Here is a 25,879-nt window from a genome sequence, read left to right as displayed (position 1 = left end):
AATGCTGACGCGGCGCCCCGGTTTCGCCGTGGGCGCCGCCTGATTCCGCGACGTCACGCGGCCTGATGACCCGGTGACGTCGATCACGCGACGAACGACGGCTTACTTCGGCTTGACCACTTCGATCTGCTTGCCCGACGAACCGATCACGTCGTTCTTCCAGCGCGCGGTCCAGTCGGCCTTCTTCGCCATGACCTGATTCCAGTCCACCGGAATCAGCTTCACGCCCGCGATGGCCTTCTTGACGGCTTCGCCGTTCTTGCCGGTGAGCGGCACGTCGGTGCGGCCCGGAATGCCGAAGATGTCCGGCACCTTAGCCTGCACTTCCGTCGACATCAGGTAGTCGATCAGCTTCTTGCCTTCCGCCTGGTTCGGACCGTTCTTGATCAGGCCGATGGCGTACGGCAACTGGAACGTGGTCGGCTGGCCGCCTTCATGCGAGAGGAAGATCGGCTTGAGCGACAGGCCGCCGTTGGCAGCGTCGTCCAGATCCATTTGCAGGTCGCCGTTGGCGACCGCGATTTCGTTACGCGAGAGCAGCACGTCGAGGTAGCCCGTGCCCTTGGTGTGGAACTTGGCGCTGTTTTCGAGCTTCTTCAGATAGTCGAACGCCTTGTCCTCGCCCATCAGCGACGAGGTCAGGATGATCACCGCCATGCCGTCGCCGGCCGTGGCCGGGTTCGAGTAGGCGATCTTGCCGCTGAAGTCCGGGTGCAGCAGGTCGGCGAAGGTCTTCGGCTGGGTCTTGGTGACTTCCGGGTTGATCGCGAACGAGAAGTAGTTGTTCACGAAGGTCGCCCATGCACCGTTCGACGCCTTGGCGATCGCCGGCACGTTCTTGTAGTTGGCGCTCTGATAAGCCTGCAGCAGGCCGCTCTGGTCGGCTTGCTGGATGAACGGCGGCAGCGTGACGAGCACGTCGGCCTTCGGCTGATCCTTTTCGATGGTGGCGCGGTTCACCACTTCGCCGCTACCCGCCGTGACGATGTTGACCTTCACGCCTTCCTTCTTTTCGAAGGCGGGCAGCACGTCCTTGTAGAGGTTCTCGAGACCGTCGGCGGTGTACAGCACCACGGCGTCGGCTGCGTGCGCCTGCATGGCCGTGGCGCCGAATGCTGCCGCGGCGACCAGCGCCGGCAGCAGTTTGCGCGCGAGGCCGATCGTGGCGTGAAGGGAATTCGTCTTTGTCATGTCGCTTTCTCCGAAAGGCAAAAAACCAGACGGTCGGGAGATCCCGATACCTGTTGTGATTGAATTGTGACTGAGCGGCGGTAGCGCCGCGCCGCTTGCGTGTTGCCCGCATCAAGCTGTCGCGCAGATTCATGCGGATTGCAGATTGCCAACAACTTTGCTGCCTTCTTGTCGCTTCTTTCCAACCTGACTCACAGCCCCGCTACGACACTCGCGCCGCCGGCCATGCCTGAATGGGCACAGCAAGGATCACAGGTTTCCATGACAACGCCATGACGATTCTGCCGATTTCCAAAAAATGACACAATTCGCCAATAATATCCAAATCGCTCTGGATCGCGCGGCATGGGCGGCGCTCGTTCATTCAGATAGCAACGAAGGCTCGCGCGGTGGCTGGAACCGACCGGTGCTGCCATCGCCTCACAGTCTGTGTGCCGACTCATCGCGATCCTACATGGCGAAAATGACGATGTATGCGTAACGCTTCGCGACAGCGCCACACCTAGGGACTGGTTCCGATCGACGGCGCGTATTGTGCCCGGCCAAGCGGAATATTGCAGCGGATGGGGATAGTGCAAACGCGGCGCCTATGTAGCATCGGCGCGATCGAGGTGACAGTTCGCACAGCGCGAGCCGCGGATCGGCCGCACCTTCAGGCGGCTCGGCGTTCGATGCAGGTGAATGGCGCACTCTGCCCCGACAGGCAGTCACTGAGCGGCGCTCAGGCGATCAGGATTTCCGGGCCATGCGCCGCGATCGCCTTGCCGAGCGCGCGCTCGGGCGCGAGTTCCGTCACCAGATAACGTGTCGACTCGATACCGTTGATGCGCACCGGCGTCACACGGCCGAACTTCGAGTGATCGGCGACCACCACCACCATGTCCGCCGCGGCGATCATGCGGCTGCGCACCTCGGCGGCCATCCGGCTGTAGTCGGTCAGATAGCCGTCCGGCGAAATCCCGCCCGCGCCGATGAACGCGAAGTCCGCGTGATACTGCGTCAGTTGATGGACGGTATCGAGCCCGAAGGTGGCGTCTTCTATGTCGGACAACTCGCCGCCCAGCAGCGTGATGCGGTTGTCGTTGCGGCGGCCGAGCAGCAGCGCGATCCGCCAGTCGTTCGTGTACACGGACAAACGGTGCCGGTCGAGCAACGCCCGCGCCACCGCCTGCGTGGTGCTGCCCGAATCGATGATCAGGGACGCGCCGTCCGGCACGAACTCCGCCGCGCGCTCGCCGATGGCGCGCTTCGCGCCGGCATTGGCGGCTTCGCGTGTATCGAGGTCGGGCTCGCGCCGGTCGCTCGACAGCGCGCCGCCGTGAGTCGTGACCAGCAGCCCGCGCCCGGCCAGCGCGTTCAGGTCTCGGCGAATGGTCTCGCGCGACACGTTGAGTTCGCGCACCAGCTCCGCGACCGAGAGCGCGCCGGTTTTGGCGACTTGCGCCAGGATGTATTGGTGACGTTGTTCTGCGAGCATCTATCAAAGGCCGGAAGCCGGCACGCTTGGGTTTCGCCACGGTTGGAGAAGGCCGGCGTATTGTATTACGCGTGGCGCCGCGATGCTCCCCTCGCCGCGCTTACCTGCTAACCTGAACGCCCTGGCCGTGCGCGAATGCCCCTTCATAGAGTGGGACGCCGCGTGGTCCGTCAACCGAACTGCCGATGCCGCCACTGTTTCGCCGTCTACTGTTGCTGTTCCATGCGCTGCGTTACGGCGCGCGCCTGATCTGGCTTGCCGCGCCGCAAGACCACAAACTGCACTGGATGATCGAGCTGATCGGCCGCTTGCATACGGCCGAGCGCAGCGGCACAAGCCTGAGCGGCGTGCTACCGGCACTCGGGCCACTGGCGGGCCGGTTCGCGCAAACGCTGGCCGAACGGCCCGAACTCGCGACCGGCACCTTGCACGACGCCATCGACGCGATCGATCATCTGGAAGCCCCGCTGCCGCCGCCCGAGTCCGAACAGGCGCTCGCGCGCGCTTTCGGCAGGCCGCTCGCCGCGCTGTTCAGCGCGGTGGATCTGGTGCCGGTGCGCGGCGGCTTCGCCGAACAGACGCATCTCGCGCGGCTGCTCGCGCCGGTGAACGGCCATCACGAAGTGGCGATCAAGCTGGTGCGCGCCGACCAGTTGCAACAGATCGGCGACGAACTCGCGCTGCTGCGCTGGGTCGCGCGCTGGCTGGAGAAGCTCTCCGGCACCGCGCGCCGCCTGCAATTGCGCACGCTGGCGCAGACCTTCACGGACGACATCCTGCGCCGCTTCGATCTGCGCGCGGAAGCCGCCAATCTCAGCCAGACCGGCCATCATTTCGACGGCGACAAGCGCATCGTCGTGCCGGACGTGATCTGGGATCTCTGCACCGCCTACACGCTGACCATGCAGCGCGTCAGCACCTTGCCGGCGAGCGACCTGCCCGGCCTGCACGCGCATCACATCAAACTCGCGCCGCTCGCCGCGCATATCGTCGAAGTGGTGACCGAGCAGGCCTTCGAGCACGGCTTCTTTCACGCCACGCTCGACGCGCGCCGCGTACGGGTGAGCATCGAACCGGACACGCTGGGGCGTCTCGTGCTGGCGGAATTTTCGATCATGTCGAGTCTCTCGACCGGCGAGCGCGAGTTCTTCGTGCACGGTGCGACCGCGCTGTTCGACCAGGACTACGGGCGGCTCGCCGAAATGCATCGCGATGCCGGACACGTGCCGCACGACACGCGCGCCGAGGTGCTCGAAGCCGAGTTGCGCACGCGCGCCGAAGCGCATTTCGCCGCCGAGCCGGAAGACCGTTCGGCGGGTTCGCTGTTTCATCATCTGCTGCATGCGGTGCAGCCGTTCGAGGGCGCGGTCCCAGGGCGGCTCGCGACCGCGCAGCGCTCGTTTCATCAAGCGGAAATGCTGGCGCGCGCGCTGCATCCGGGCGTCGATACGTGGAATATCACGCGCGGCGTTCTGGCGGATATCGCGCGGCGCGACGTCGATCATCGCGGCTGGCTCAAACGGATTGGACGCGAGTTGCCGCATCTCGCGCATATGCTGCCGCGCGTGCCGCAACTGGCGGTTCGCTATCTGCAACACGAGCATGATCGCGCGCGCACGCCGCAGCAGAACGCGCAACTGATGGCGGAGATCGGCCGCGAATACCGGCGCACGCGTGTGCTGCTGTGGGCGTGCGCGGTGTGCGGCGGCGTGCTCGGCGCGGGGACGGTGCTGCTGATGTGGTGAGGTGGTGATGCGCGGCGGTGCGCGGTTCAAACCACACTCCGACTCTGTCAACGCGTTTGGCCGATTGCAGTTTCGAGCAAGACGCGCGTTGCGTCTCCCGACAAGATGGCGGCTTTTCTTTTAACGCTTGCCGATGTTCGCTTCCTTTATCGCCACTGTTTTCGTCGTGCTGTGGTCGACCGGTTTCGTGGTCGCCCGCGCGATCACGCCGTACGCGGATCCCAATCTGTTCCTGCTTGCCCGCTTCGGCGGCACGGCGCTGATATTCGCGCTGGCTGCGCTGTTTGCACGCGCCGCGTGGCCGCGCGGACGCGACTTCGGTAAGCACCTGGTAGCGGGTGCGCTGCTGCAAGGTGTCTATCTCGGCGCGGGTTACTGGGCCGTCGCGCAAGGCTTGAGCGCCGGCGTGATGGCTCTGCTCGGCGCGCTGCAACCGCTCGCGACGGCCGCGGTCGCCGCGCCGCTCTTCGGCGAGCGGTTGTCGCGGCGCGGCTGGACCGGCATGGCGCTCGGCCTCGCCGGCGTCGTGCTGGTGCTCGAACCGAAGCTGACGGCGGCCACGGCGCCGACGCCGCACGGCAGCGCGCCCACCTGGCTGGTCGTGCTGATCTCGATCGCCGCGATCGGCGCGATTACGGCGGGCACGCTGTTCCAGAAGACTTCGCTTGCCAAGGCCGATATTCGCAGCGCGAGCGCGGTGCAGAACTTCGGCGCGGCGCTCGTCGCGGGCGTGCTCGTGCTCGCGCTCGGTGAACATCGCTGGATTGCGTCCGCCACGCTGTGGGGATCGCTCGCGTGGGGAATCGTGATGCTCTCCGGCGTCAGCGTGACCTTGCTGGTGTGGATGGTCAGACGCGGCGACGCGGCGCGTGCGACTGCGCTGATGTTTCTCGCGCCGCCGCTTGCCGCGCTCGAAGGCTATGTCGGCTTCGGCGAGACGCTGCTGCCGCTGCAGATTGTGGGGTTTGCGGTTGCGTTGGTGGGGGTGGTGCTGGCGCGCTCGTGATGGTTGCGTGCTCGGTTATGAGTGAGGCGAGGGTGGTGTGCGGCGTTGTCGCGATGCGTGGCGCGGGTGTGGTGCACTGGACAGTCGCGGTGCGCGGCGGTCGCTGTGCGTGGCGCGGTCGCTGTGCGCGGCACGGTCGCGATGCACAGCGCAGTCGCGATGCACGCCGCAGTCGCTGTGCGCGGCACGGTCGCGATGCACAGCGCAGTCGCGATGCACGCCGCAGTCGCGATGCCCCCCGCCACGAATCAATCCGCCGTGTCCGCTCCAGCCGGCACTTTGGCGCGTGCCTTGCTGCCCGGCGCCGGCGCCCACGCCGGGCGGCTCTTGCGCGCCGAATCCACCACGGCGATGTAACGCCCAGCCCACGGCGTCACCTGTCGATCGCTTTTCAACACCCACAGCGATTTACCCGATTCGACGAGCGCGACATACTCGGCGTCGAGAATGCCATAGTGATCGATAAACGAATTGAGCGACGCGGGAATGCGCACGCAACCCTTCGAATGACGCATGCCCAGCAGCGATTCGAGATGGTCGGGGTCGGTGGCGTGCATCTGGAAGCGCATCTGCGACACGCCGCCCTTGCCCCAGCCGCGCTCACCCTGGGCCCAGCCGAGGTCGAAAATCCGCATGTCACGCTTGCCGTAGCCGCGAATATGGTTTTCGTTCTGCGTGCCTTCCGAACGGAAATCCATGTTGGCCGGCGTATGCTCGAATACGCCGAGCGGTGTGATGAAGTGGTCGTACTCGCCCGGTAGCCCGGTCGAAACCGGCGACGCCCCGATCATCTGCCAGGTGTCGGCCGGCGCGGCGCGAAAATAGATGAAGAGCGCCTGCACGCTCGCATTGCGATCGACCAGCACGACATACTCGCCCGACAGATCGCCGAGCATGTGCGCGCCGAGCACGGCTTGCAGCCGGTTGGCGTAGGCTCGCTGCTCCGCTGCCGGCACTTTCAGCGTGCGCGTGACGTTCTGCGCGAACACCTCCCGCAGCATGAACGCGCGACGCGGATCGACTACGCCGGCGGCATCGGGCGCGGCGACAGCCGACGCATTGACGGCGGCCACCGGACGATTCACTGGCTTTGGCGCCGACACCGCGACGGGCGCCGAAGCTGCGCTCGCCGCGCCGCATGACGCAATGCAGAATGCGGCGCTCAACGCGCGTGCCCACCGGCGCAAAGAAGGCAATGCGCGCACGGTGCTCCGCACGGAAGGTCGATACGACATACACGACACGTCGGGTGGACGATTGACCGACGCGAAAAGCAGACGGTCCGTTACAGGCTGGCCAGGCCGGTTGGTGTGGTTCATCGCGTGTTTGAGCAAACCTGATTATTATTGACTGCTCGCCGGCTCATGCGGCGCTCTCAGAACGAAGATGTTACTAAGCACATTGCGATCTGTCGATGAAGATTCGGCGAATGATTGATACCGCTGTAATAACTGGACATCTTTGCAGGTCAACGCGGCGGATTCAAAGCGGTGCGAAGGTGAATTGAACCCGGGCCGGTTACGGTTCGACATGTGCGCGAGCGCGCAAGGAGCAAAGAGGAATCATGACGCAACACGATCCAGTCGCACGCCAGGCAAGCATCTCTGAAGAAATGCACATCAGCGCCGAGTTCGATGCTGAATATGAAATCGAGCGCCGGGTTGCTTTCCTCGCGAATTATCTGCGTAGCAGCGGCCTGAAAACGTATGTGCTCGGGATCAGCGGCGGCGTCGACTCGACAACTGCGGGGCGGCTCGCGCAACTCGCGGTCGAACGATTGCGCGCCGAACATTACGACGCGCACTTCGTCGCAATACGCCTGCCTTACGGTGAACAGAAAGACGAAGCCGACGCGCAGCAGGCATTGCGTTTCATTCGCGCGGACGAAAATCTCACCATCGATATCAAACCCGCGGCCGATGCCATGCACGTCGCGCTGGAGCAAAGCGGCTTGCTCTACAAGGACGAATCGCAACAGGACTTCGTGCACGGCAATATCAAGGCGCGGCAGCGCATGATCGCGCAATACGCGGTGGCCAGTGCGCGGGCCGGGGTGGTCATCGGCACGGATCACGCGGCCGAATCGGTGATGGGCTTCTTCACGAAGTTCGGCGACGGCGGCGCCGATGTATTGCCGCTCACCGGGCTCAACAAGCGTCGTGTGCGCGCTGTGTCCAAAGCGCTGGGCGCGCCGGAAGCATTAGCGCACAAGGTGCCGACCGCCGACCTCGAAATGTTGCGGCCGCAACGACCCGACGAGGACGCTTATGGCATTCCGTACGACGCTATCGACGATTTCCTGGAGCGCAAACCCGTGAGCGACGCGGCGCGCGAGACTATCTTGCGCTTCTACGACGTCACGCGTCACAAGCGCGCGTTGCCGTACACGCCATTCGATTGGCCGGTGCAGACAAGCGGAGATTGAGAACGCGGTGGGCGTGCGGAAGACGCGCCGAATGGGCCGTGCCGATGCAGCGCCGGCACGCCGGCTCGCGTGCGCTCTTGTCGCGCAACGCATTCAGCGTGACTGGAACGTGTTGGGTTACTGAGCCGCGGGCGGTTCGTCGGTGAACAGATCGGCGCTGGCTTCAAGCGTCTGGCCGCCCAACTGTTTGCCGTGAATCTGCCGCGCGATCACTTCGCCGACATAGGGCACTTCGGCGTCCAGTTGGACCGTGGCGTACGCGCCGGGCTTGCCGGCGTCGACGACCTCGATGTTTTTCGCGTAATGCCCAAGTTCGTGCTTGAGGAACTCCCGCACTTCCTGCTCGCTGCACGATTCCGCGATGTTGCGCACGATCAGGTTCATGCGCTCTACCCTCTGCGCGCGTTGCGGCCGGCGCCGCGATCCGCGGACTGCACGCGCACGGGGCGCAATGCGGCACGCTGTTTTGCCTGCTGGGCAGCGAGTTGGCGGATCAATGCAGCGCCGGCGGCGCCCAAAGCGGCCAATGACAAATAGAAGGCGATCATTAGATTCTCCCCTGCGAGTTTCGTCCTGTACTCAGGATAGCCACAATCGACAGTAAAAGCGATGTAACACAGTGTCGCCAAAAAAACGGACTTGAATCTCGCCGTCAATGCACTGTACCTGAATAAGCGGCGCCAAAAATAGCAAAACAGCTGTTCATTTCCCGCTACAGGCCCGGCAAACGCATCCAACGCGGACGCTGAGCGCAAAAACCGGGCCGCGACACGCATCGCCACGGCATCCTGCGAGGGATCTGCGCAAAAGGCGGACTGGTTGCTGCGATCAGTCCGCCGCTTGCACGTTCGCCGAGCTCACCCACCACGCATTCCTGCCTTGCGGCAGCTGAACCAGCACTGCGGACGGATCGTCGACGCCGTCGTCAGCGACTTCGCATACGGCCAGGCCATCAGGCAGGCGCTTCACCTCGCCGGCCGACTGGAACAGCGCAACACGTTGCGCGCTCAACGGCCGCAACTGGCGGTACACGTCGAAGCTGATAGCCGCGGGCACGTCGCCGCGAATCTTCAGCGTGTCGGCCTGGCCGCAATGCACCGGCTCGGCAGCGAACACGGCAGTGCTGCCGAACACGCAGCCGATAGAAAGCGCCATGGCGGCAAGACGTAAATGGATCATGATGGTTCTCCGAAAACTAGATGGGGCCGCGGCCTGCGAGTTGCAAGCCGCGCGGCTGAATAGCTACTGGATGCGCATGAACGAAGCAGGCGCCGCACACAAGCCGGCCGGCTTCATGGCGGGCTGTCGCGACCGGCGCCGCGACCGTCGTTGCCGCCGGTCGCCACGTCGAGCCGGCTCACGTCGCAAGACGTTTGACTGAAGCCCGAATAAACCACCGACCAGTTGCCGATAATCGCGGCTTGCGCTTCGGCGAGGCTCAGTTTGCCTTCGCAAACGCAGCGCTTGAGCATGACCGCCGCGCGCGCCTTGCGGCGCTCGCCCTGGTGGCCTGCCCACGGCAAAAGATCGAGATTGGCGGGCGCGTCAGGCGAGCCGCCGAGCACGATCGGCACGCGGCGGTCGAGCGCGAAGGTGGCGCCGTTGTCCGCGTCGATGCCGCGCGCGGCAAGCATGCGGTCTTTGTGCGCCATCAGTTCGTCGAACGGCGGCGCGACTGTGTGCGCGTAACCAGGACGGCAAATCGTGTCGCCGACCGATTGCTGCGTGACGCGTTGGTCGAGCATGCCTGCGTCGTGCGCGCGAGCGTCGCCCATGCGTAGCATCACCAGCGCGGCGAAACCAAGCGCGAGCGCGAACCGCATATTGCCGCGAGGACGCGTAACGCCGCACCGGCGCGCGAGCGCCGGCAAAGCCGTGTCGTACGTACTGCTGGTCGCGTCGCTGGAATACCTGGCGCGACGCCTGTCTGCAATGCCTGCGTTCATTCGTCGGCGCACCGGGAGCGGCACGCAATAGTTCAATTCGCAGACTAATTAAAACACATTCAATATGGTTAAGTAAAAAGCCTGTCTATGCGCGGTGCGCGCATAGGCCGCGTTTAGCGGATTTCGCAGGCTGAGGAAACCGGCGGCGCTACCGTCACGCTTCGTCAGTCCCAAGCGGCTGATTGCCCGCCGACGTCGCGATGCCAGGGCATCCCGCACGCGCACGCGCCGCGTCTGCGACGCGGCGCGATGCGATGCGATGCGATGTGTCAACCCGCAGCTACTGCGCCACACGCGCCTGCAATGCGCGGATGCGAAGCAGCGCCTGCGTGTTGGACACCGTCGTGTCGTACATCTTCGCGAGATCGGCCTTCAGCGCGGTGCGCGATCCGCCGTCGAGATAAACCATGTGCCCCGACGGATAAAAGCGCGCCGACAGGTTCTGCCGGACCTGCTGGCTGAGCAGCGGCATTTGCTGCAGATCGAGCACGGTCTGATAAAACGGCGTGACGAAATCGAAGAAGCCGTTGGCCGACAGCACCTTCAGGTCGGGATTGAGGGCCATCACGGCAGCCAGGTCGCCGGCGGTGTACAGAATGATGTTGCCCTTCGAGTCGACGCCCTTCTGCGCGCCAGTCGGATCGATGTGACTGAAGTCCCAGTACTTGAAGGCCTGGTCGTTCAGATCCGTGAACGATGAATTCGACGTGTACTTCAGCTGCTCGTTCAGATACACGTTCCACATCGTCGTGTAGACGCCGGTCACCGCCGTCATGGTCGGGTCGTTGCCGCCGGAATTCGGGTCGATCTTGCCGGCAATGCCCGTGCCGATCGCCGTCACACGGCCGTCGTATTCGCCGAGCGCAAGACCCTTGGATTTCAGCAGCGTGGTGAGGAACAGCGAATTGCCCCGGCTGTCGTACGAGGCGACATCCAGACTCCATGCAAGCAAGGTCGTTTTGTCGATGCCCGTGTATTCGCTGAGCTTTTCGACCGTTGCGGCATCAGTGGTCGGAAACTTGCGCAGCGCGGCCAGATAGTCCGTGCGCGCGAACTGCGCGACTTCTTCGGCGAACGTGCCGAGGTCGGTCGGCCGCGGCGCGATGCCGAGCTTCTTGTGATACCACGCGTCCGCGGCCGCCGTGGGCAGCGCGCCCACCGGGTTGCCGGCCTGCGCGTAATCGAGGATCGACGATTGCAGCGTAATGCCGTTCAGATCCACGCCATCTTCATGCAAACGGTACGCCAGCACGCAACTGCGCGCCGTGCCATACGACTCGCCGAACAGGTACTTCGGCGAATTCCAGCGGTTGTTCTTCGTCAGAAAACGCTTGATGAACTGCTTGATCGAGTCCGCGTCCTGGTCGACGCCCCAGAAGTCGCGGTTCTTCTTCGGCGCGATCGCCGCCGAGTAGCCGGTGCCGACCGGGTTGATGAAGACGAGGTCGCTCTTGTCGAGCAGGCTGTCCGGATTGTCTTCCATTGCATACGGCGCGGGCGGCGTGAAGCTCGGCATCGACGTCTTGATGCGGCGCGGCGCGAACGAGCCCAGCAGCACGAAGACCGACGACGACCCAGGCCCGCCGTTATAGAAGAACGTGACCGGCCGGGCTTCCTCCTTCTGATTGTCCTGCGTGAACGCCACGTAGAACATGCGGGCTTCCGCCTTTGAACTGCTCGGGTCGACGATCACGAGATGGCCCGCCGTCGCCGTGTAGTCGATCTTGTGTCCGCCGATGGTGACCGAGTGGTGCGTGATCGCCGCGCTTTCATCGGTTTCGGTCACGGAGTCGTCCGGCCCGTTGCCGTAAGCAACCGGGTCGAAGAACGGCTGATCTTTGGTTTTGTGCGGCGCGCTGGCCGGCGCGCCTGAAGCATGCGAATTGTGCGACGGCTGCGGACTAACAGAAGCTGACTCGGTATTCGTCATGATCGCTCCATGGGTTCGTTCACGTCTTTTGTGCCGCCCCGAAGGATTTCCTTCGGGGTGCGTGTTGCAGACTATAGTGCGGCCGCCACCTTCTGACCATTGGGACTGCCGAGCCCCGTGCAGGCATCCCAACCCGCGGATGCCGCGAAACTGCCGTTGTTGCCTTGCGTGATGTCGTTGCACGCGCCCGTCGCCTTATACAGCTTAGGGTTGATAAAGCCGGCCGGCTGCCCTTTCGCCGCGTTGATGCGCGCGATCAGCGCGGCCCACAGCGGCGCGACCGCACTGGTGCCGCCGACCACCGTCTGCGTGCCGTCGATCAGGACACTGTAGCCGGTCACGGGCGATGCGTCGCCCGCCACGTCGGGCACGCCGCGCCCGCCGAGCGCTTTCTTGCCACCCTTCGTCGACGTGGCCGATAAGCCCTTCTGCCACACCGGCACCGTAAAAGCCTGGCTCACACCGCCGCCCGTCGCGCCGCCTTGCGCGCCGTCGTTCCAGACCGCCTCGTGCGAGATCGAGGTGCCCGACGCGGTGAGGCTCGTGCCGCCGCAGGCCAGCACATAGGGGCTCGACGCCGGAAAATCGACCTGATCGCCGCTGCCCGTGCCGTCGCTCGAACCGCTGTCGCCCGAGGCCGCGCAGACCGTCACGCCCAGTGTCGCCGCCGACTGCAGCACGCTGTTGAAGGCCTGCATAGACTGGCTGGTCCAGTTTGACTCCGGCCCGCCCCAGCTGATTGAAATCACCGAGGGTTTGTTGGTCGTGTCGTGCACCGCGCGGCTCACCGCGTCGATGAAGCCGGCGTCGCTGTTCTGCGTGAAATACACAGCGATCTCCACCCCGGGGGCGATCGCGCCGACAATTTCGATGTCGAGCGTGACTTCGCCGTCCGGCCCGTTCGGATCGCCGGTGGGCTGGTTGCTGCCCTGATCGACGCCGACCGACTTCACTTTGGGCGAGGCGACGCCGAGGCTCGCGAAATAGGACTTGAGGTCGCCGGCGTTATACCCGCCGCCCAGCTCGATGATGCCGACGCACTGACCGCCGCCGTCGCCTTGCGGGAAATGGTAGAGCGACGCGAGTTGCGGCGGCGTGAACGAAACCTGATGACCGCGAGCCGGCTGGAACGGCGGCCGGATGCGAAAGTGCGGCCGTGCCTGCGGACGGTTGTCGAGGCCGAGCACGGCCTGCACCACGCCGTGCAGATCGTCGGGCACGCTGATCGTGCCCGTGCGGCCGCGGAACTGGCCGGACGTGTGATGTTCGTAATGTTCGAGCTTGACGGCGAACGCGTCCTGAAACTGGGCAATCGTGCCGCTCAGCAGGACCGTGCGCGCGGCCGGATCTTCGCGCACCACCGTCAAACCGTGTGCGGTGGCGAAGGCCTTGACCTTGGCGATGTCGTCCGGCGCGGCGCCGTAGTCCTTGGCGAGCGTCTCGCGCGACAGCGGCTTGACGCCGGGATCGCCTGCTTCGATCTTGCTCATCAACGCGTCGAACTGCGCCTGCTGCTGACGGCGCAGCATGACGAATACTTCGATCCGCTCCGCCGGATCGCATTGCCCCACGACTTTCGAACCCTGTTCCACTGTTCGTTCACTGCCTGGCAGCGGTTGCTTATTGACCATGGTGTCGACTCTCCAGTTAGCGTGACGGCGGGTTCCACGAGCTGGATCCACGCGCCACGCGCCTCTCACGACCTCAGCGCCTGAAGGCGGCGGCAAGTTTGCTGTTTCAACAACGTCAGTCGGTCCGACCAATCCATTCAAACACAGTTCCGGCGTGGGCGGCAGTTGTCCGAATGGCCAACGCCGCGTCGCCTCGATGCGCATCTCTCGCCGCTCGCGCTATGATGCTGCAGCGGCAATCCAGCCGTTACGTTGCCTCGCGCGCCGTGCGCGCGCACGATCAAAGAATCAGAGGAAGCCCCATGTCAATTTCGATGTATCAAGCATCACTGCCCGTGCTGATCCGCGGCCTGACGAACCTGCAGGTTATTCTGCGTAAGGCGGAGGCGCATGCCGCCCTGAAACAGATCGAGCCCACGGTGTTCACCACCGGCCGGCTCGCACCGGACATGCTGCCGCTGACGCGCCAGGTCTATATCGCGAGCGACACCGCGAAGGGCTGCGCCGCGCGTCTGGCCGACGTCGAAGCGCCGAAGTACGAAGACGTCGAACAGACGTTTGAAGAACTGATTGCCCGCCTTCAAAAGACGATCGATTATCTGAAGGAATTCAATGCGCAGCAGATCGACGGCTCGGAAGAGCGCCCGATCACGCTGAAGCTGCGCTCGGGCCCGGTCGAGTTCACCGGGCAGTCGTATCTGCTCGGTTTCGTGCTGCCGAACTTCTATTTTCACGTCACGACGGCGTATGACATTCTGCGTCACAACGGCGTCGATCTCGGCAAGCTCGACTATCTCGGCGGCATCAAGTAAGGCGCGAGCCAGCGCGGACTCGAGGTTGGCGCGGAGCGGCAATGTGCGCTTAGAAAGAGATGCTTCGGACGCGGCAAAGATCCGGTGCCCGGCCGGCTCAAACGCGCGGCTGGAACGCGATGATCGCCATGCCGGCCAGCGTGAAGGCCACGCCGGCGGCGTCCCACAGCGTGGGCCGCACCTTGTCGACGCACCATAGCCAGGCAATCGCCACCGCCACGTACACACCGCCGTAAGCCGCATATACGCGGCCTGCGGCGGTGCCGTGCAAGGTCAGCAGCCAGGCGAACAGCGCGAGGCTGAGCGCGCCCGGCACCAGCAGCCAGATGGAACCGCCCTCTTTGAGCCAACGCCATGGCAAGTAGCAGCCGACGATTTCAGCAATGGCGGTCACGGCATAGAGCAGAAAAGTTTTCATTGAGCAGGAAAGCGAGTGATTGTGTTGCCACGAATAAGGCATGGCGCTCTATTGGCTTTATTAACACAATCACTTTGCGTGCGGGCATGGCGCATGCGAGAGTCTTCGCACTTACCTTAATTGCCAATCGTCATGAGCATCGCGTCGCCCTGCATCGACATCTGCAAGTTCGACAGCAAAACCGGCTTCTGCATCGGCTGCATGCGCACGCGCGACGAATGCAAAAGCTGGAAGAAGATGAAAGACAAGCATCGCCGGAAAATCATCGAGGACCGCTCGCGGCGCGAGCACAAGCTGAGCAAGTAAGCGGCCGTTTCTGCGCGGTCCAGGCCAAGCGGCGTCAAGGCGCGCAGCTGACGCGCGCCTCCAGCCGGAATCAGTCCAGCGAAAGCCGCAACGCAAAGCCGATCAACGCGGCCGAGAAGGTCCAGCGCTGCAGCGTCTGCGCAAGCGGATGGGCGCGCATCCAGCCGGCGATCCGCGCGGCGCCGATCGCGTACAGCACGTCGAAACAGGCGCCGATCGCGAGCAGCACCAGACCGAGTTCGACCATCTGCAAGGCCACCGGCCCCGCCTCCGGGCGCACGAACTGCGGCAGCAGCACCGAGCAGAACAGCAACGCTTTCGGGTTCAGCAAGTTGGTCAGCAGGCCTTTGACAAAAGCGGCCCGCAGCGGGCGTGACTCGACGCTCGCCGCAGCATCCGCGTTGGCACCCGCGGCGGTAGCGCCAGGCAGCGCAAACACCGGCGAACGAAAAATCTGAATCCCCACCCACGCGAGATAAACCGCGCCGCCGTAGCGCACCGCTTCGTACAACCACGGCGCGCTGCGCAACAGCGCGGCCACGCCGCATGCCGAGAGCGTGACATGCGTGGCGCGCGCGAGACCGAGGCCGCCGGCAGCCGCGAAGCCGCTGCGCACGCCGCGTCCGATACTGGTTTGCAGCACCAGCGCCATGTCCGGTCCCGGCACGGCATACACGACGAAAAGCGCCGCGATATACACGGCCAGCAGATGTGCGGAAATCATCGAATTCTCCTGTTTTCAAGGCTCTATCTTGCTATCGTCGGCGGAGGGTTTGCTGGCGAATTGCTGAGCAGGAGAGCGCACCCTTGGAGGAATGCGCTAATATTGCGGCCCGAGCATTGGCTTTCCTCCAATTCGTCATCAGCATCACTGAGCCATGACAACCGACCTCGATAAAACGGACCGCGCGATCCTCGCCGCGCTGCAGAAAGATGGCCGCATGTCCAACGCGCGGCTGGCCGAAACGGTCGGCCTGAGCGAAACACCCTGCGCGCGCCGCCTCAAGCGCCTCGAAAACGACGGCTACATCGACCAGTACCGCGCAATGCTGTCGCGCTCCGCGCTCGGCTTCGGTGTGGTCGCCTTCGTCTACGTGCGCTTTGCCGTGCACGACCGGGCGGTGGCGACACGTTTCGAGCGCGAGGTGCAGGCCATCCCGCGCATCCTGGCATGTCACAACGTATCGGGCAGCGCGGATTACATCCTGCAGGTGGTGGCGCGCGATCTCGACGACTACGGTACGTTCATGCGCGACGAGATGCGCAGCCTGCCGGGCGTGACGTCGGTAGAATCGGCGCTGTCGTTGCGCGAAGTGAAGGCCAACGGCGGCTTGCCGCTGTCCTGATCGCTGACGTGGCATAGTCACCCCTTTGAAACGGCGCGAGCCGAGAGTTGAATACGGAGTTTTCATGGATCACGAACAGGCGCGAGCCGAAGAAACCGCGGCAATGCAGCGCGTCTTGACCGCGACGCAGCGCGTGCAATCGGCGTTCGCGTCGCTGCAATCGCAATTCCCGCCGGCCGGCAGCGGCAAGCCTTCGCAGTTCGCGCTGCAAACATTCGACGCCGCGCTGCAGGAACTCGAAGACGCGCAAGCCGCGTTCGACGAACTGCTCGGCGATCTGCTCGACGGCAATCGTTGAGACGCCTCGGAGCGTGCTTCGCGGTGTAGCGGACAGCGAAGCGCGACCGAAAATCGACGCCATCGCCCAGGCTCGCTCGCGTGTATTCGCGCGTCACCAACGCGCGCCAAGCGCCTCGTGTTTTCGTCAGTCCGGGCGTCCCATCGAGACAAGTTGCACACGGACTCGCAGCCGTAAAATTCTGGCTAAGCCTCTTCTCCGGCAGCGGCAAAAAACACCCTTCATTAGCCTTTCTTTCCTGTCGCGCCTGAAAGACAAGACGCCTCCCACAACCACAACGTGGCCTAACCCACGCCCCATCGCAGAATATTTGCTTCGTTTAACGAAGCATGTTGACTTCCGCTGGCGGCAGTGCCTAAAATTCGCCGTCTTCACAAACGGGGCCCATGCCTTGGACACCAGCAGTAGTCGACTTTCGAACAGTTTCGCTGCCTGACCGGCCCGACGCCCGCGCTCCCTTTTACTAGCCGCCGTCTTGCCAGCAGGCAGACGGTGCGCGCCGCAGTAACCCTTTCCGTGCACCTTGATTAGCGCCATCCGGTCGCGCCGTGCTTGCGCACGTGCGTTTCGCCGAATGGCATCGCGTCGCGAGCCTGCGCTCGCGGCAGCGTTCGCTCGCGCCGTTTCGATTCGTTCGAAACGCGGCGCGTCCGAACGCGTGGACAAACACGTGCGTACTGAACGCCGATAAGGAGCCGCCATGGACAGTGACAGTTATCCCATATGCCGCCTGGTTGCCGTTCAATTGCCGCTCAGTCACGACCGAGCGGGCCGGCAAACAATCATTTGCAAAAGGAAAGCAGGTAGACCTGATTCGCCGCGCGCCTGATGCGCCGCGCTCCGTGTCTGCCGGCTTTCCGCAATCCGCGTCAAGCCATACGCCCGGAGAAAAAAACATGTACCTCGCTATCCTCGTACCGACACTGCAGCAAACCCACACCCACAGCGACGCCGCTCTCGCATTGCACGGCATCAAGCCGCATTGGCTCACCGTTGCCTGGCACCGAGCCAGGGCGCTCGCTTCGCGTCCTGTCCCGCGGCCCGCTTCGTAAACACACACGCTCAGCGCGTCTTCGCGTTTCCGCCGCAGCGCCGCCGTGTTCGGCCGCGCACACCGGCAGATCCAGAAGACACCCCGCTCAATCCAATCAAACCTACTCAGGCGGCTAGCATGTCCACTCCAATCAACGTCTCACCACCCCGCAGCGCGGTTCTCGACGACGCGCATCTCGGCGACATCAAGGGCGCGCTCGGCACCATCGCCCATCACGACACGGGGGCGCGCAACAGCTGGTGGGCCCGCGTGCGCACGCTGCTCGCGATTCTCGGGCCCGGCCTCATCGTGATGGTCGGCGATAACGATGCCGGCGCCTTCGGCACCTACACGCAAGCGGGACAGAACTACGGCACCACGTTGCTGTGGACCATGCTGCTGCTCGTGCCCGTGCTGTTCGTCAATCAGGAGATGGTGCTGCGTCTTGGCGCGGTGACCGGCGTCGGCCATGCGCGGTTGATCTTCGAGCGCTTCGGCAAGTTCTGGGGCGCCTTCAGCGTCGTGGACCTGTTCATCCTGAACGCATTGACGATCGTGACCGAGTTCATCGGCATTACCTTCGTGCTGCAGTTCTTCGGCATTTCGAAAGTGGCCGGCGTCTGCATCGCCGCGGCGGTGACCATGGCCGCGGTCAGCACGGGCAATTTCCGGCGCTTCGAACGCTTCGCCGTGGTGCTGTGCCTGATGAGCCTGTTGCTGGTGCCCGTGCTGGTGTCGATCCACCCGCCAGTCAGCCAGATGGCGCACGATTTTCTGATTCCGGGCTGGCCCGCCCACTCGAAACTCAGCGACGTGATGCTGCTCGTGATCGGCATTGTCGGCACCACCGTCGCGCCGTGGCAGTTGTTCTTCCAGCAGAGCTACATCGTCGATAAACGCATCACGCCGCGCTTCATGAAGTACGAAAAGGCCGACCTCTGGATCGGGATCGTCTTCGTGATGATCGGCGCCGTGGCCATGATCTCGTTCTGCGCGGCGCTCTACGCGGGCAAGCCCGAATCCGGTCATTTCATCGATGCGGGCGGCGTGATCGCCGACCTCGAAAGTTATGCCGGCCGCACGCCCGCCGTGCTGTTCGCCGTGGCGCTGCTCGACGCGTGCATCATCGGCGCGGCGGCGGTGTCGCTGTCCACCGCCTACGCGATCGGCGACGTTTTCAAGATTCGCCACTCGCTGCATCGCGGCGTGTCGGATGCGAAGGGCTTTTACCTCGTCTACTTCGGCATCGTGGCGGCCGCGGCGACGCTGGTGCTGATTCCGGGCAGCCCGCTCGGCCTGCTGACGGAAGCGGTGCAGACGCTCGCCGGCGTGCTGCTGCCGAGCGCGACCGTGTTTCTGCTGTTGTTGTGCAACGACCGCGCGGTGCTCGGGCCGTGGGTGAACTCGAAGAAGCTCAACGTCTTCACAGGCGCAGTGGTCTGGGTGCTCGTCATGCTGTCCATCATTCTCACGGCTTCCGTCATGTATCCGGACATCACCGGCGAAGCGATGCTCGAAGTGCTCGCTGGCGGCACGCTGATGGCCGTGGCCGGCTATGCGGCGACCGTCGTGGTCCGCAAGCTGCGGCGGGAATCGGGGAACCCGGTGGCTCATGAAAGCGAGCTCAGGCTGTCGAAGGAAACGCGCGCGGCCTGGCGCATGCCGCCTCTGGACGAGTTGCCGGCCCCGCAACTGACGATGTCCAAGCGGGTCTGGATGGGCGTGCTGCGCGGTTATCTGATCGTGGCGGTCGCGCTGGTGATCGTGAAGGTCGTGCAGATGGCGCTGATGCATTGAATGGATAGCACCCGGCCACCGCCCGCGTCTTCGGCAAGTGGCGGCCGGGCCGTGCGTCGCTCAATCAGCAGCCGTTTCAATGACCGGCTCGCACAGAATCGGAAAATTGACCGAGTTCGCGATATAGCACTTCTCATGCGCCACGTGATGCAAGTGCGCGGCGAGTTCGACGTCGCCGCCCGCGCGAATCACGACGCGCGGGCGCAGCACGAACTGTGAAAAACGGCCTTGCCTGGGATCGTCGAGCATGGTGCCTTCGGCGTCGTCGCGATACGCAGTCACCGTGATGCCGGCTTCCGCGCACAGATGCAGATACCAGAGTTTGTGACAGGCGCTGGCCGAGGCGACCAGCAGATCTTCGGGATTCCAGCGGTTGGCGTCGCCGAGAAAGGCCGCGTCCGATGAGCCTGGAATCTCGGGCTTGTTGCCCGCCGCTATCACATGATCGCGCCCGTAATCGCGATAGCCGGAAGTGCCGCTTCCGCGATTGCCGGTCCATTGCACCGATACCTTGTATTTGTGCTCGCCGTACGCCATGCCAATCTCCTTGCTGTCGAATTGGTTCTGCCTGCTGAGGCGTGCATTTTATCCGCGGCGATCATGCGATGGACGCACCTACCTTGCTGACTAATTCCGCGGCGCCGCCATGCCCTTGCCGGCGAAATTCGGCACGCGCGGGTCTGGGTTCGCGTTCAGGCTCGTGCCGTTCGCCCGCATGGTGTTGAGTGCGGGACCCGCCCTTACGCCGCCCACCGTTCCCGCGCCCGGCGCCATCGGGCTCATGCCGGCGGCCGTTCCGGGGCCCGTTCCCGCTGTGGCGCCCGCGTTGTTGGTCATGCCGGAAGGCGCACCATTGACGGCGGCCGCACCGGTGGTGCCCCGCTGCGTGAGCGACTGCCCATTCGCTATGGCGACGGCGCCGATCATCAGTGCCGACGCCACGATACTGCCCCTTGCGATCTTCATAGCCCACTCCGTTACGTCGTCGAATTGCGCGACCGCGAGGTCCGAGTTGCCGGCCGCTCAAATAGTAAGACGACGCGCGGCCCGCTTCGTTCGCCGCCGCCAAGCCGAAGCTCGACGGACGATGCGCGATAATCGACGGCTTTCTTCACAGGCCGCACCGATGACCCAAGCCGCTTTCGCCCCCTTTCAGGACCTTGCCCGCACCCTCCTGCCGCACGCGTACGACGACAACGGCGACGGTTCGCACGACACCTCGCATCTGCAACGCGTCTGGAAAAACGCCGCGGCCATTCAGGCGCAGGAAGGCGGCGACGCGCAGGTGCTGTTCGCCGCCACGCTGCTGCACGATTGCGTAGCGGTCGAAAAGAATTCGCCGCTGCGCGCGCAGGCGTCGCGGCTGTCGGCGGAAAAGGCGGCACGCGTGCTGACCTCGCTTGGCTGGCCGCAAGCGCAAGTCGAAGCCACCGCGCACGCAATCGAGGCGCACAGTTTTTCCGCCAACGTCACGCCGACCACGCTCGAAGCGAAAACGCTGCAGGACGCCGACCGGCTCGACGCGCTCGGCATGCTGGGCGTGGCGCGCTGCTTCTACGTCGCCGGACGCATGGGCCGCGCCTTGTACGATCCGGCCGATCCGCACGCAACCCGGCGTCCATTGGACGACACGCGCTACACCCTCGATCATTTCCGCACCAAGCTGCTGAAACTATCCGCAGGTTTTCAAACGACGGCCGGCGCACGTCTGGCCAGCATCCGCCACGACCGTCTGCAACGTTTCCTCGACGAATTCAGCGACGAAATCTGAACGTGTAACCGCCCGCGCGAAGTCGTACAAATCCTTACAAAGCAGCACGCGACCCGTGTCCACCGGGCGCACTTTGGCGGCGTTATTGCAGGCATCTACCCGCGGAGTCCGCCATGAACACGAACCTCACTTCCAGCCAACCGCAACGCAGCCGTATTCATCCGCTGGTCGCCGGCGCGGCTGTCGCTGTCATCCTGGCGAGCGCAACCGGCATCGCCGCGATGACCGGTCTCCTGCCGGTTTCGCATGCCGTCACCGAACCCGCGCCGCCGGTTACGGCAACGGCGGCACCGGTCGCCAACGCGCCGGTCGCGGCCCCGCAACCGGCTCCGGTCCAGCAGACGGCACAGCAAGCCGCTCCCGCCAGGCCGCCGGTTCATCATCCGCACCGTGCAACCCCGGCGGCCGCGCCGAACTACGCGAACAATCAGGGCTACCAGGCACCTTATGAAGCCGCGCCGCCGCGGCCGGTCGCCGCCGACCCGTACGCGGGCGAAGTCGTCGCCATCAATACGGTGCAGGCTCCCGAACCGACCACGGGACTCGGCGCGCTGGGCGGAGCGGTGGCGGGCGGGCTGGTCGGCAATCAGATCGGCGGCGGCCGCGGCAAGATTCTCACGACCATTGCGGGCGCCGTCGGCGGCGGCCTCGCCGGTAACGGCATCGAGCACGCGGTGCGCAAGCAGACCACCTACCAGGTGCAGGTCCGCATGCAGGACGGCAGCTACCGCAACTTCAGCTACCCGACGCAACCGGCCGTGCAGATCGGCGAACGCGTTCACGTGTCCGGCGATTCGCTTAGCGCTTCGTGAACCCGCGGCCGGCATCCAAAAAGGAATAAGACTGCTCCCTCGCGCGTTATGATCAATCGTTACGCCAGAACGGCTGATCGCGCACGATGGAGCACGCCTACATCCACCTATTGCACCAGTTAGCCGGCCATCCCGGCTGGACGCTCACGGTCATCTTCCTGGCGGCGTTTCTGGAGTCCCTCGCCGTCATCGGCACTTTCATTCCGGGCAGCACCGCCATGTTCCTCGCCGGCGCGCTGATCGGCACGGGTTCGCTGAGCCTCGGCTGGGCACTCGTGTGGGCGATCGCGGGCGCCATCGCCGGCGACGGCATGAGCTTCTGGATCGGCAGCCGCTACAAGGACCGGATCGTCCAGTTCTGGCCGTTCTCCAAACATCCCGAGGTGCTCGAGGCAGGCCACCGCTTCTTCCGCAAACATGGCGCGAAGAGCGTCGTGCTGGCGCGCTTCATCGGCCCCTTGCGGGCGATCGTGCCGGTGGTGGCGGGCATGCTCGGCATGCCGCCGCTGCGCTTTTACGCGATGAACGTGCTGTCGGCGCTGCTCTGGGCGCCCGCCCATATCCTGCCGGGCATGATCTTCGGCGCCTCGGTGCTGCTGGCTGGCGCGGTGTCGTTCCGGCTCGTCGTGATCATCGCGCTGCTGGTGGGCATCGTCTGGCTGAGCTTTCGCGCCGCGCGCTTTCTGCTCTCGCATGCCAATGCGTGGTCGAGCGCGGCGGGTCAGCAATTGGGAAGTTGGGCCTGCCGGCATCCGGGCCCGTTCGGCCGTTTCGCGCGCAAGATGCTCGACCCCAATACACCGGACGCCGGCAGCCTCTTGCTGACGTCGCTGCTGGTGCTCGTGTCGGGCGCGCTGTTTTTCGGCGTGCTCGACGACGTCGCCAGCGGCGATCCGCTGACGCGCGTGGACGCCTCCGTCTATCACTTCCTGCAATCGGTGCGCACGCCCTGGAGCGATACCGTTCTCGCCGGTCTCTCGACGCTCGGCAGCAGCTTCACACTCGCGGTGCTGGTCGTGACGGTCACGGTGTGGATGCTGCTGGAGCGGCGCTGGCGCACCGTCGGCTACTGGCTCGCCGCGGTGGTGTTTTCCCAATTGCTGATCTACGTGCTGCAGTTCGCGATGCGCCGCGCGCCGCCCAATACGTCGATGATCGGCGCCTACGTGTTTCCGAGCAATCACGTCGCCGCAACCGTCATTGTGTACGGCTTCCTGGCATTTCTGCTGGCGCGCCGGGTCGGCAGACTGGAAGGGGTGCTGGTCGCGGCCGCGAGTGCGATCGTGGTGATCCTGGTCGCGCTCGCGGGGCTGTACTTCGGCAGGTACTGGGTGTCCGACGCGATCGGCGGCGCCGCGCTCGCGTACATCTGGGTAGCGATCGTTGCGTTGACAGCGATGTGGCGGCACCCGGAGACGCCGCCCGAACGCGCGTTCATGCCCGTCGTGGTGCTGGTGGTCATGCTGGTCAGCGTGGGCGTGCAGGTCGGCTTCAACATGCCCACGCCGCCGCCGGACAGCGCGTTGCGTCCGCCTCCCGTGCTGGTCTCGCAATCGCAGTGGACGCTCTCCGTATGGAAGCGCCTGCCGTGCTATCGCTCGGACATGGGCGGCGACCGCAAGGAGCCGCTCACCCTGCAGTGGGTCTCGAACCTCGATTCGATCCGCGGACAGTTGCGCGCCCAAGGCTGGGTGGAAGGCACGGACGTCTCGGCGCACAGCCTGCTCTCGCTAGCCTCGCCCAATGTGGCGGCGGTGTCGCTGCCGGTCTTGCCGAAGCTCAACAACGGCGTGCCGTCCTCGGTGGTGTTCATGCGTCCGGGCGATACGCGCGACGAACGCGACGTGCTGCGGTTCTGGCCCAGCGGCTACGCGGTGGGCAACGGCACATCCGTCACGCCGCTGTGGGTCGGCGCTTTCGCGCACGAACGGCTGTCCCGTGCGTCGTGGCCGATCAATATTCTGCGGGTCGACCGGGAGATGACGTCGTTCGATGCGCACGAGAAAACGAGTGCGGGGCTGGGCGCGGCGCTCGTCGCCCGGGTCAGTTGCCGTGGTGTGCCGGTGTCGTTGCTCGCCTCGCCGACGGAGTGAGCGCGTTCGCTGCTCCAGCGAAGAATTCCTACTGCGCTCAATCAGTTATGCCGCTTGGCCGAGAGTTGTCCACAGGGATGTGAACAATTTCTGTGGATAAGGTGGGCACCCGCGACGGGCCGCTCGGCGCGACCCGCCGCCGGAACCATCGCCGGCGAAAGATCAGGCTTTCCCCCGCTCATTGCCATCCGCCGTTCGGCAGGCGCCCGTGATACGGCGTGTCGCGGCAATGACCCCACGGGCCCAGCCAGTAGCCCGGCGGGCACGCATAGGTCGAGACCGGCGGCGGTGCGTAAATCACCGGACGCGGCGCGACATAGACCGGCGGCGCGTAATGGCAATGGCCCCAGGTCCCGCGCCAGCCGTTCGGGCCACAGCCGTCGGCGGCGTGAGCGGTACTCACCGCAAGAGCGGACGCGGCCATCACGGCGCCGGCCAAAGCTGTACGAAGTGTCGACATGATGATTCTCCTTCACCCTGGTTGTTGTCGATTAAGAGTCGTTTCGCGTGCTGCAGGCCACATGATCGGCTCCGACAGTTAGCTGGAAGTGAGCACGGCGACGACGCTCGAATGGCATTACCCCCCTATCGTTTCCCTTGACTCGCGCTGAAAATATAGGCAATATCTTTCCAATGTAAACATTTTGGCACCTGGCTTCGCATGGGCCGCCGTCCGTAGTCCGCGTTTCGCGAAACGCACTGCCGGCCGCCACCACGCGAATCTGCCGCTACTCTGGAGTCCACCATGAACCTCTTGCTGAGCTTTGCCCCATTTCTGGCTTTTGCCGTGATCGAACGCCTTGCCGGTGCGCAGGCCGGACTGATTGCCGGTGCGCTCGTCGCCGCCGCACTGCTCGCGCGCGATATCGTCAGTCCGGCTCGCCACGTCAAGCTGTTGGAGGCGGGCACCGTCCTGCTATTCGGGGCGCTGGCCGTTTATGCGCTGACCAGTGACGTGCACTGGTCGATCGCCGCAGTGCGCCTGCGTGTCGATGCAGGGCTTGCGCTGATCGTGCTGACATCGATCGCCTTGCGCCGGCCGTTCACCCTGCAATACGCACGCGAGAGCGTCGGCCGCGAGCACTGGGACAGCGCGCGCTTCATCCACGTCAACTACGTGATCAGCGCAGCCTGGGCGCTCGCGTTCGGCATGCTGGTGCTGGCCGACATCGCGATGGTTTATGCGCCGGCGCTGCCTCATTCGGTGGGTGTGATGGCGACCGTGGCCACGCTGGTCGCCGCGGTGAAGTTCACGGCGTGGTATCCCGAGCAGCACGCGGTGGCGCGGACATCGCGCTGACAATCGTGTTTCCGAACCCTGCGCCTGGCCATCGCAGGGTTTGGAATACCGGCTAATTTCGCGCTAATTCACGAGGATCACGATGACTCTGTACCGCACGGAAGGACCCTCCGGGATCTCCGCAGATGCGGTCCGATCATCACGAGGATTAGCATCATGGACACGCAAACCGCTCTCTGCACCGAGCTCGATGACACGGCCGACGCAACCGCCGGCGCATCCGCAGCAGCGCTGGAGCCGCCGCCATCGAACGAGGATCTGCTGCCGGTCTATCTGCTCGCCATGGCCGGCGCCTATTGACGGCACCGCAAACCACCCGCATCGCGTGACGTGGCGGCTCGATCCGCCCCATGCGCCAGCGGGATGCCGGCACGCCGCAAGTCCCGGCCACCACCCAGTGCTTCGCGCGCAGCGAAGTTCTCGAATCGTTCCGCGTCCACGCTTGCGTCGGCACGCACAAGACCTCTCATCCGTTCGACCAGATCGGCACGCCGGATCATGCCGCCGCGCGTGCGTCGGTTATCATTCAAACGCTCGCTTGG

General features: G+C 64.6%; 26 protein-coding genes. 13 read left to right on the top strand and 13 right to left on the bottom strand.

What is annotated here, in order from left to right:
* Window positions 1-102: 102 nt before the first annotated feature.
* Complete coding sequence (gene phnS, locus ACFSNN_RS08705) at window positions 103-1,191, bottom strand: 2-aminoethylphosphonate ABC transporter substrate-binding protein (protein ID WP_134465343.1); 1,089 nt, start codon at window positions 1,189-1,191, stop codon at window positions 103-105.
* A gap of 721 nt (window positions 1,192-1,912) precedes the next feature.
* Window positions 1,913-2,668 (bottom strand): DeoR/GlpR family DNA-binding transcription regulator, encoded by a 756-nt coding sequence (locus tag ACFSNN_RS08700; RefSeq protein WP_012426666.1) that lies wholly within the window; start codon window positions 2,666-2,668, stop codon window positions 1,913-1,915.
* 185 nt (window positions 2,669-2,853) lie between these two features.
* Here ACFSNN_RS08700 and ACFSNN_RS08695 point away from each other — a divergent pair, with 185 nt between their 5' ends.
* Both ACFSNN_RS08695 and ACFSNN_RS08690 read left to right on the top strand, forming a co-directional pair.
* The gene (locus ACFSNN_RS08695; RefSeq protein ID WP_134465344.1) at window positions 2,854-4,413 is read left to right on the top strand and encodes an ABC1 kinase family protein; all 1,560 of its coding nucleotides are present in this window, start codon (window positions 2,854-2,856) and stop codon (window positions 4,411-4,413) included.
* A 133-nt stretch (window positions 4,414-4,546) separates the two neighbouring features.
* The gene (locus ACFSNN_RS08690) at window positions 4,547-5,419 is read left to right on the top strand and encodes a DMT family transporter (protein ID WP_134465345.1); all 873 of its coding nucleotides are present in this window, start codon (window positions 4,547-4,549) and stop codon (window positions 5,417-5,419) included.
* Window positions 5,420-5,667: 248 nt separating this feature from the next.
* Here ACFSNN_RS08690 and ACFSNN_RS08685 read toward each other — a convergent pair whose 3' ends face one another.
* Window positions 5,668-6,738 (bottom strand): L,D-transpeptidase, encoded by a 1,071-nt coding sequence (locus tag ACFSNN_RS08685; protein WP_134465346.1) that lies wholly within the window; start codon window positions 6,736-6,738, stop codon window positions 5,668-5,670.
* Between the two features lie 245 nt (window positions 6,739-6,983).
* Between ACFSNN_RS08685 and nadE the strand changes: the two genes are divergently transcribed.
* The gene (nadE, locus tag ACFSNN_RS08680) at window positions 6,984-7,844 is read left to right on the top strand and encodes an ammonia-dependent NAD(+) synthetase (protein WP_134465347.1); all 861 of its coding nucleotides are present in this window, start codon (window positions 6,984-6,986) and stop codon (window positions 7,842-7,844) included.
* Between the two features lie 117 nt (window positions 7,845-7,961).
* On the opposite strand, the gene ACFSNN_RS08675 is transcribed toward nadE, so the two are convergent.
* The 5 genes from ACFSNN_RS08675 to ACFSNN_RS08655 form a co-directional block, all read right to left on the bottom strand.
* Window positions 7,962-8,228 (bottom strand): RNA-binding protein, encoded by a 267-nt coding sequence (locus tag ACFSNN_RS08675; protein WP_134465348.1) that lies wholly within the window; start codon window positions 8,226-8,228, stop codon window positions 7,962-7,964.
* Window positions 8,229-8,672: 444 nt separating this feature from the next.
* Window positions 8,673-9,023, bottom strand: a complete 351-nt coding sequence (locus ACFSNN_RS08670; RefSeq protein ID WP_134465349.1) for a hypothetical protein — start codon at window positions 9,021-9,023, stop codon at window positions 8,673-8,675.
* A gap of 113 nt (window positions 9,024-9,136) precedes the next feature.
* Window positions 9,137-9,790, bottom strand: a complete 654-nt coding sequence (locus ACFSNN_RS08665; RefSeq protein WP_134465350.1) for a hypothetical protein — start codon at window positions 9,788-9,790, stop codon at window positions 9,137-9,139.
* 280 nt (window positions 9,791-10,070) lie between these two features.
* Window positions 10,071-11,720, bottom strand: coding sequence for a S10 family peptidase (locus ACFSNN_RS08660; protein ID WP_134465351.1), 1,650 nt, complete (start codon window positions 11,718-11,720; stop codon window positions 10,071-10,073).
* A 71-nt stretch (window positions 11,721-11,791) separates the two neighbouring features.
* Complete coding sequence (locus ACFSNN_RS08655) at window positions 11,792-13,351, bottom strand: S53 family peptidase (protein WP_134465352.1); 1,560 nt, start codon at window positions 13,349-13,351, stop codon at window positions 11,792-11,794.
* 302 nt (window positions 13,352-13,653) lie between these two features.
* Between ACFSNN_RS08655 and ACFSNN_RS08650 the strand changes: the two genes are divergently transcribed.
* Complete coding sequence (locus ACFSNN_RS08650; RefSeq protein ID WP_134465353.1) at window positions 13,654-14,163, top strand: DUF1993 domain-containing protein; 510 nt, start codon at window positions 13,654-13,656, stop codon at window positions 14,161-14,163.
* A gap of 97 nt (window positions 14,164-14,260) precedes the next feature.
* On the opposite strand, the gene ACFSNN_RS08645 is transcribed toward ACFSNN_RS08650, so the two are convergent.
* On the bottom strand, window positions 14,261-14,581 hold the full coding sequence (locus ACFSNN_RS08645; RefSeq protein WP_116121219.1) for a YnfA family protein: 321 nt from the start codon (window positions 14,579-14,581) through the stop codon (window positions 14,261-14,263).
* A 132-nt stretch (window positions 14,582-14,713) separates the two neighbouring features.
* Here ACFSNN_RS08645 and ACFSNN_RS08640 point away from each other — a divergent pair, with 132 nt between their 5' ends.
* Window positions 14,714-14,887 carry a DUF1289 domain-containing protein gene (locus ACFSNN_RS08640; protein ID WP_106301649.1) on the top strand — a complete coding sequence of 58 codons (174 nt, stop codon included), beginning with the start codon at window positions 14,714-14,716 and terminating at the stop codon, window positions 14,885-14,887.
* Window positions 14,888-14,957: 70 nt separating this feature from the next.
* On the opposite strand, the gene ACFSNN_RS08635 is transcribed toward ACFSNN_RS08640, so the two are convergent.
* Entirely contained in the window at window positions 14,958-15,611 is a 654-nt protein-coding gene (locus ACFSNN_RS08635) for a LysE family translocator (protein ID WP_134465354.1), read from the bottom strand.
* A gap of 154 nt (window positions 15,612-15,765) precedes the next feature.
* Here ACFSNN_RS08635 and ACFSNN_RS08630 point away from each other — a divergent pair, with 154 nt between their 5' ends.
* From ACFSNN_RS08630 to ACFSNN_RS08620, 3 genes are all read left to right on the top strand, one after another.
* Complete coding sequence (locus ACFSNN_RS08630; RefSeq protein WP_012426651.1) at window positions 15,766-16,233, top strand: Lrp/AsnC family transcriptional regulator; 468 nt, start codon at window positions 15,766-15,768, stop codon at window positions 16,231-16,233.
* A 64-nt stretch (window positions 16,234-16,297) separates the two neighbouring features.
* Window positions 16,298-16,531: a hypothetical protein gene (locus ACFSNN_RS08625; RefSeq protein ID WP_012426650.1), complete on the top strand. Its 234-nt coding sequence runs from the start codon at window positions 16,298-16,300 to the stop codon at window positions 16,529-16,531.
* A gap of 1,171 nt (window positions 16,532-17,702) precedes the next feature.
* Window positions 17,703-19,361 (top strand): NRAMP family divalent metal transporter, encoded by a 1,659-nt coding sequence (locus ACFSNN_RS08620; RefSeq protein ID WP_134465356.1) that lies wholly within the window; start codon window positions 17,703-17,705, stop codon window positions 19,359-19,361.
* 60 nt (window positions 19,362-19,421) lie between these two features.
* Here the strand turns inward: ACFSNN_RS08620 and ACFSNN_RS08615 are convergent, their stop codons facing one another.
* Window positions 19,422-19,898 (bottom strand): OsmC family protein, encoded by a 477-nt coding sequence (locus ACFSNN_RS08615; RefSeq protein ID WP_134465357.1) that lies wholly within the window; start codon window positions 19,896-19,898, stop codon window positions 19,422-19,424.
* 90 nt (window positions 19,899-19,988) lie between these two features.
* Complete coding sequence (locus tag ACFSNN_RS08610; protein WP_134465358.1) at window positions 19,989-20,327, bottom strand: hypothetical protein; 339 nt, start codon at window positions 20,325-20,327, stop codon at window positions 19,989-19,991.
* Between the two features lie 160 nt (window positions 20,328-20,487).
* Here ACFSNN_RS08610 and ACFSNN_RS08605 point away from each other — a divergent pair, with 160 nt between their 5' ends.
* The 3 genes from ACFSNN_RS08605 to ACFSNN_RS08595 all read left to right on the top strand — a co-directional run bounded on the left by ACFSNN_RS08605 (window position 20,488) and on the right by ACFSNN_RS08595 (window position 24,037).
* The gene (locus tag ACFSNN_RS08605) at window positions 20,488-21,132 is read left to right on the top strand and encodes an HD domain-containing protein (protein WP_134465359.1); all 645 of its coding nucleotides are present in this window, start codon (window positions 20,488-20,490) and stop codon (window positions 21,130-21,132) included.
* 113 nt (window positions 21,133-21,245) lie between these two features.
* A complete protein-coding gene (locus ACFSNN_RS08600; protein WP_134465360.1) occupies window positions 21,246-21,944 on the top strand; it encodes a glycine zipper 2TM domain-containing protein in 699 nt (232 codons plus the stop codon).
* An 86-nt stretch (window positions 21,945-22,030) separates the two neighbouring features.
* Window positions 22,031-24,037 (top strand): bifunctional DedA family/phosphatase PAP2 family protein, encoded by a 2,007-nt coding sequence (locus ACFSNN_RS08595; RefSeq protein WP_134465361.1) that lies wholly within the window; start codon window positions 22,031-22,033, stop codon window positions 24,035-24,037.
* Between the two features lie 178 nt (window positions 24,038-24,215).
* Here the strand turns inward: ACFSNN_RS08595 and ACFSNN_RS08590 are convergent, their stop codons facing one another.
* Window positions 24,216-24,497, bottom strand: a complete 282-nt coding sequence (locus ACFSNN_RS08590) for a GCG_CRPN prefix-to-repeats domain-containing protein (RefSeq protein ID WP_208949603.1) — start codon at window positions 24,495-24,497, stop codon at window positions 24,216-24,218.
* A gap of 285 nt (window positions 24,498-24,782) precedes the next feature.
* Here ACFSNN_RS08590 and ACFSNN_RS08585 point away from each other — a divergent pair, with 285 nt between their 5' ends.
* Together ACFSNN_RS08585 and ACFSNN_RS08580 are read left to right on the top strand one after the other, a co-directional pair.
* Window positions 24,783-25,337: a hypothetical protein gene (locus tag ACFSNN_RS08585; protein WP_134465362.1), complete on the top strand. Its 555-nt coding sequence runs from the start codon at window positions 24,783-24,785 to the stop codon at window positions 25,335-25,337.
* A gap of 156 nt (window positions 25,338-25,493) precedes the next feature.
* Window positions 25,494-25,637 carry a hypothetical protein gene (locus ACFSNN_RS08580; protein WP_166799390.1) on the top strand — a complete coding sequence of 48 codons (144 nt, stop codon included), beginning with the start codon at window positions 25,494-25,496 and terminating at the stop codon, window positions 25,635-25,637.
* The last annotated feature ends 242 nt before the right edge of the window (window positions 25,638-25,879 follow it).

This window comes from Paraburkholderia dipogonis (assembly GCF_042680985.1).
Taxonomy (GTDB): Bacteria; Pseudomonadota; Gammaproteobacteria; order Burkholderiales; family Burkholderiaceae; genus Paraburkholderia; species Paraburkholderia phytofirmans.
Note: the sequence above shows the minus strand (reverse complement) of the source record. Positions and strands in the feature narration are given on the sequence as shown.

What these genes read in the sequence shown, in the direction of transcription:
- ACFSNN_RS08650 (WP_134465353.1), top strand. Translation starts at nt 13,654, where the DNA reads ATGTCAATTTCGATGTATCAAGCATCACTGCCCGTGCTGATCCGCGGC.
- ACFSNN_RS08595 (WP_134465361.1), top strand. Translation starts at nt 22,031, where the DNA reads ATGGAGCACGCCTACATCCACCTATTGCACCAGTTAGCCGGCCATCCC.
- ACFSNN_RS08630 (WP_012426651.1), top strand. Translation starts at nt 15,766, where the DNA reads ATGACAACCGACCTCGATAAAACGGACCGCGCGATCCTCGCCGCGCTG.
- ACFSNN_RS08695 (WP_134465344.1), top strand. Translation starts at nt 2,854, where the DNA reads ATGCCGCCACTGTTTCGCCGTCTACTGTTGCTGTTCCATGCGCTGCGT.
- ACFSNN_RS08585 (WP_134465362.1), top strand. Translation starts at nt 24,783, where the DNA reads ATGAACCTCTTGCTGAGCTTTGCCCCATTTCTGGCTTTTGCCGTGATC.
- ACFSNN_RS08620 (WP_134465356.1), top strand. Translation starts at nt 17,703, where the DNA reads ATGTCCACTCCAATCAACGTCTCACCACCCCGCAGCGCGGTTCTCGAC.
- ACFSNN_RS08660 (WP_134465351.1), bottom strand. Translation starts at nt 11,720, where the DNA reads ATGACGAATACCGAGTCAGCTTCTGTTAGTCCGCAGCCGTCGCACAAT.
- phnS (WP_134465343.1), bottom strand. Translation starts at nt 1,191, where the DNA reads ATGACAAAGACGAATTCCCTTCACGCCACGATCGGCCTCGCGCGCAAA.
- ACFSNN_RS08685 (WP_134465346.1), bottom strand. Translation starts at nt 6,738, where the DNA reads ATGAACCACACCAACCGGCCTGGCCAGCCTGTAACGGACCGTCTGCTT.
- ACFSNN_RS08700 (WP_012426666.1), bottom strand. Translation starts at nt 2,668, where the DNA reads ATGCTCGCAGAACAACGTCACCAATACATCCTGGCGCAAGTCGCCAAA.
- ACFSNN_RS08580 (WP_166799390.1), top strand. Translation starts at nt 25,494, where the DNA reads ATGGACACGCAAACCGCTCTCTGCACCGAGCTCGATGACACGGCCGAC.
- ACFSNN_RS08690 (WP_134465345.1), top strand. Translation starts at nt 4,547, where the DNA reads ATGTTCGCTTCCTTTATCGCCACTGTTTTCGTCGTGCTGTGGTCGACC.
- ACFSNN_RS08610 (WP_134465358.1), bottom strand. Translation starts at nt 20,327, where the DNA reads ATGAAGATCGCAAGGGGCAGTATCGTGGCGTCGGCACTGATGATCGGC.
- ACFSNN_RS08590 (WP_208949603.1), bottom strand. Translation starts at nt 24,497, where the DNA reads ATGTCGACACTTCGTACAGCTTTGGCCGGCGCCGTGATGGCCGCGTCC.
- ACFSNN_RS08600 (WP_134465360.1), top strand. Translation starts at nt 21,246, where the DNA reads ATGAACACGAACCTCACTTCCAGCCAACCGCAACGCAGCCGTATTCAT.
- ACFSNN_RS08670 (WP_134465349.1), bottom strand. Translation starts at nt 9,023, where the DNA reads ATGATCCATTTACGTCTTGCCGCCATGGCGCTTTCTATCGGCTGCGTG.
- ACFSNN_RS08655 (WP_134465352.1), bottom strand. Translation starts at nt 13,351, where the DNA reads ATGGTCAATAAGCAACCGCTGCCAGGCAGTGAACGAACAGTGGAACAG.
- ACFSNN_RS08645 (WP_116121219.1), bottom strand. Translation starts at nt 14,581, where the DNA reads ATGAAAACTTTTCTGCTCTATGCCGTGACCGCCATTGCTGAAATCGTC.
- ACFSNN_RS08605 (WP_134465359.1), top strand. Translation starts at nt 20,488, where the DNA reads ATGACCCAAGCCGCTTTCGCCCCCTTTCAGGACCTTGCCCGCACCCTC.
- ACFSNN_RS08640 (WP_106301649.1), top strand. Translation starts at nt 14,714, where the DNA reads ATGAGCATCGCGTCGCCCTGCATCGACATCTGCAAGTTCGACAGCAAA.
- ACFSNN_RS08625 (WP_012426650.1), top strand. Translation starts at nt 16,298, where the DNA reads ATGGATCACGAACAGGCGCGAGCCGAAGAAACCGCGGCAATGCAGCGC.
- ACFSNN_RS08665 (WP_134465350.1), bottom strand. Translation starts at nt 9,790, where the DNA reads ATGAACGCAGGCATTGCAGACAGGCGTCGCGCCAGGTATTCCAGCGAC.
- ACFSNN_RS08615 (WP_134465357.1), bottom strand. Translation starts at nt 19,898, where the DNA reads ATGGCGTACGGCGAGCACAAATACAAGGTATCGGTGCAATGGACCGGC.
- ACFSNN_RS08675 (WP_134465348.1), bottom strand. Translation starts at nt 8,228, where the DNA reads ATGAACCTGATCGTGCGCAACATCGCGGAATCGTGCAGCGAGCAGGAA.
- nadE (WP_134465347.1), top strand. Translation starts at nt 6,984, where the DNA reads ATGACGCAACACGATCCAGTCGCACGCCAGGCAAGCATCTCTGAAGAA.
- ACFSNN_RS08635 (WP_134465354.1), bottom strand. Translation starts at nt 15,611, where the DNA reads ATGATTTCCGCACATCTGCTGGCCGTGTATATCGCGGCGCTTTTCGTC.